Annotated in this window: 3 protein-coding genes and 1 pseudogene; 3 read left to right on the top strand and 1 reads right to left on the bottom strand. The window is 63.8% G+C overall.

Annotation, left to right across the window (positions count from 1 at the left end):
* Positions 1–157: pseudogene (locus EOA28_RS33970) on the top strand (leucyl aminopeptidase); the annotation flags it as partial.
* Positions 158–160: 3 nt separating this feature from the next.
* Positions 161–610, top strand: a complete 450-nt coding sequence (locus EOA28_RS33965) for a DNA polymerase III subunit chi (RefSeq protein WP_126078237.1) — start codon at positions 161–163, stop codon at positions 608–610.
* Between the two features lie 5 nt (positions 611–615).
* On the opposite strand, the gene EOA28_RS33960 is transcribed toward EOA28_RS33965, so the two are convergent.
* On the bottom strand, positions 616–1,182 hold the full coding sequence (locus EOA28_RS33960) for a T6SS immunity protein Tdi1 domain-containing protein (RefSeq protein ID WP_126078236.1): 567 nt from the start codon (positions 1,180–1,182) through the stop codon (positions 616–618).
* 137 nt (positions 1,183–1,319) lie between these two features.
* Between EOA28_RS33960 and EOA28_RS33955 the strand changes: the two genes are divergently transcribed.
* Positions 1,320–2,036 (top strand): ketoacyl-ACP synthase III (locus EOA28_RS33955; RefSeq protein ID WP_128315753.1); only part of this gene is annotated, 717 nt, incomplete at its 3' end.

The following is a 2,036-nucleotide window of genomic DNA, read 5'->3' as shown; positions in this document are numbered from 1 at the left end:
GTTCCTGCAGCGCTTCGTCAAGGACACGCCCTGGGCGCATCTCGACATCGCCGGCACCGCGATGGGCGCGCCGTCGAGCGAGATCAACCAGTCCTGGGGCTCGGGCTTCGGCGTCAGGCTGCTCGATAGGCTGGTGCGCGATCACTACGAAGGGTAGGGGATGGCCGACATCCTGTTCTACCATTTGACCGAATCGACGCTCGAGGAGGCGCTGCCCGGCCTGCTCGAGCGCAGCGTCGAGCGCGGCTGGCGCGCGGTGGTGCAGACCGGCACGGAAGAGCGGCGCGACGCGCTCGACCAGCATCTGTGGACTTTTCGCGACGATTCCTTCCTGGCGCACGCCACCGACCGCGAGGCCTATCCGGCCGAGCAGCCGATCCTGCTCACCACAAGCGAGGGCAACCAGAACGCCGCGCAGATCCGCTTCCTGGTCGACGGCGCCAGCCCGCCCGAGCTATCGGGCTACGAACGCGCCGTCTTCCTGTTCGATGGCCATGACGCGGCACAGCTCGAAGCCGCGCGCGGCCATTGGAAGACGATGAAGGAAGCCGGCCACGCCGTGACCTACTGGCAGCAGACGCCGGATCGGCGGTGGGAGCGGAAGGCTTAGTGCCGTCAGCGATCGCCGATCGTCACCTTGTTGATTTTCGTGCCGTGCGGAAGGTCTTTTACTTGTCGGTGGATTTGGCCGGTTATGTGCACCTTCACCACGAAGAAGGTCTTGTTGATTTGCGCGGCGGACATTTCGCCACCGAGTACGGGTGGCGTGTCGAAGTCGTAACATTCGCCGTCCGCCAAGACCAATCCCTTCTTTCGTGCCGCCGCGGCTAAGTCAGCCAGCAACAGCTCGTCGCGACGATCATGATCGTTGAACTGGGTTGTAAGCTCCGGCCACGTTTCCGACACTTGGGTCAATCGGCCTCCGATCATGTCCAGCAATTTGACGGAACCATCGGGAGCTCGGAAGAAAATGTCGCCGAATGCGGAGACTGCGGCGGGTTCCAGGCCATCAAGCCCAATCCACTTCCAGCCGTCCAGCGCTTCCCAGACATCCTTCTTTGACGGCTCGATAAACAGATACTGGAGACCGTCCGGCCATGGGCTTCTGACAACGTCCGCATTTGGCTTCGAAACAGAATTCCCAAAGACAGAAGAAATAAAGCGAGAAAAAGAATTAGCCATACCTCACCCCCCTGCAACATCACACACTTATCGCAGAATGATCGGCGAGCAAACGTGGCCGCTCAGGCGCCGTCATGGTCGTCGCCTCGAACCGCTTTTTGCGCTAGATAGAGCCAAGCTCAAGCGGCGAGGGGGGAATGCGGATCAGGATCGTCGGAACCGGCAGGGCGGTACCGGCTGAGCGGGTGACAACGCGCGCGCTGGAAGCGAAATTGAGCCTCAGCGAGGGCGCACTGGAAACCGCCACCGGCGTCGTCGAGCGCTATGTCTGCAATGCCGAATCGCAGATCGATCTTGCCTGCGTCGCCGCGACAGTTGCGCTAGCCGATGCCGGCGTAAAGCCCGGCGCTGTCGATCTCATCATCGGCGGCTGCGGCGTGCCTTACCAGCCGCTGCCGGCGACCGCGCCTTTGGTCATGCAGCGCCTCGGGCTGGCGGACGGCTCGGCCGCCGCCTTCGACGTCAACAGCACCTGCCTTGGCTTCCTCACCGCTTTCGAAACCGCGGGCCGCATGATCGAGGCCGGGCAATGCGAGACGGCCTTGGTGTTCTCGTCCGAAGTCGCCTCGCGCGCGCTGCCGTGGCAGGATGCGCCGGAGATCGCCGCGCTCTTCGGCGACGGCGCTGCGGCGGCGGTCCTGCGCAAGGCCGGGCCGGGCGAGGGCAAGGTGGCGGCGAGCCTGATGCGCACTTATCCTTCCGGCTGGGAAGCCTGCGGCATCGGTTCGGGCGGCACACGCTTCGATTTCCGCAAGGAGCAGGAAGCGTTCGCGGCGCACAGCCTGTTCCACATGGACGGCAAGGAACTGTTCCGGCTCACCGCGCGCCACTTCAACGGCTTCGTCGAAGCCTGT

Origin of the sequence: Mesorhizobium sp. M2A.F.Ca.ET.067.02.1.1, assembly GCF_004023285.1 — a bacterium.
GTDB lineage: Bacteria > Pseudomonadota > Alphaproteobacteria > Rhizobiales > Rhizobiaceae > Mesorhizobium.
Note: the sequence above shows the minus strand (reverse complement) of the source record. Positions and strands in the feature narration are given on the sequence as shown.